Raw genomic sequence first — 1,052 nt, 5'->3', positions numbered from 1 at the left:
TACCCAGGACCGGGAGGGCGAGAGCCAGGAGGATCGCGACGAACCGGACGCGAGGGATCTTCATCAGTACTCCCGAAGAACGTGATCTAGGAGGAGAAATCTTCTGTTAGCGCTCACACTGGGGGTCGTGGCCGCGGGTGGTGACTGGGGCTTGCGGGAGCCGGGTACGCATACGGGACGGGCGGCGCGACGGCGCGCCGACCGGACCTTGGCCGCCCTCGGCGGCGGGGGGTCGCCCCGCCTCCGTGCTCGAAGGCGAGTCACGGCTTGTTAACGTTCACACGTGCTCTGCCGGGCCCGCCCTTCTTGGTAGGCGTCGATGTCGGTGGTGGTGCGGCGGAGCAAATACGACGGGCTCAGGTCCCGTCAAGCGCGCCGGATTCACCTGTCTGAACGCCGTACCGCCGGGTGGGCCTCAACTGCTCCGATGGGTGCGCCGCGCACAAGCCGAGGTGGGCGGGGTGCTGAAACATTCATCCAGCCGACACCATCCCGTGACGGGCGAAGAGGCGGCCGGAAAGCGCGGTGGCGGTGCGTGCCGTCCACCCGGCGCGGGTGGTCGTGGCGGGGAGACCGCTCGCACCTCTCCGGCGCAGTCTTGACACGTTTCGTGGGGATTTCCAGACTGACTTTCCGAAGCGGCCTCTTTCTGCCGGACCTGGTGGTGGACGGCGGAGGCCGTGGTTTCGTGACGCCGGTCGTCGTTGACACGTCGTGCGTCCCGTTGAGGGGCGTGGCGTCTTTCCGCGGGGGCGCGTCCTCGCGTTCCCCTTCAGTGATGCAGCAGTGGAGGCTCAGGCATGAGCGATTTCCCCTTATCCGCCGGTGGCGCCAGGCGGCCGCTCAGCGGCTCGCGCCGGGCGCTGACCGCCGGGGCTCTCGGCGTGCTCGGGGTGGTGACGGCCCTGGCGACGACCCTCCCCGCCAATGCCGCGGCGAGCACCCTTGGGGCGGCCGCCGCGCAGAGCGGCCGTTACTTCGGCACCGCGATCGCGGCCGGCCACATGAACGACTCGACCTACGTGGCCACGTGGGACCGGGAGTTCAACTCC

1 pseudogene is annotated in these 1,052 nt (G+C 69.5%); it reads left to right on the top strand.

From position 1 onward, the window contains the following. Positions 1 to 800: 800 nt before the first annotated feature. Positions 801 to 1,052, top strand: a pseudogene (locus Mam01_RS36025) (endo-1,4-beta-xylanase); the annotation flags it as partial.

The organism is Microbispora amethystogenes (assembly GCF_016863015.1).
GTDB classification, from domain to species: Bacteria; Actinomycetota; Actinomycetes; order Streptosporangiales; family Streptosporangiaceae; genus Microbispora; species Microbispora amethystogenes.
This window is presented reverse-complemented; position numbering and strand designations above follow the sequence as displayed.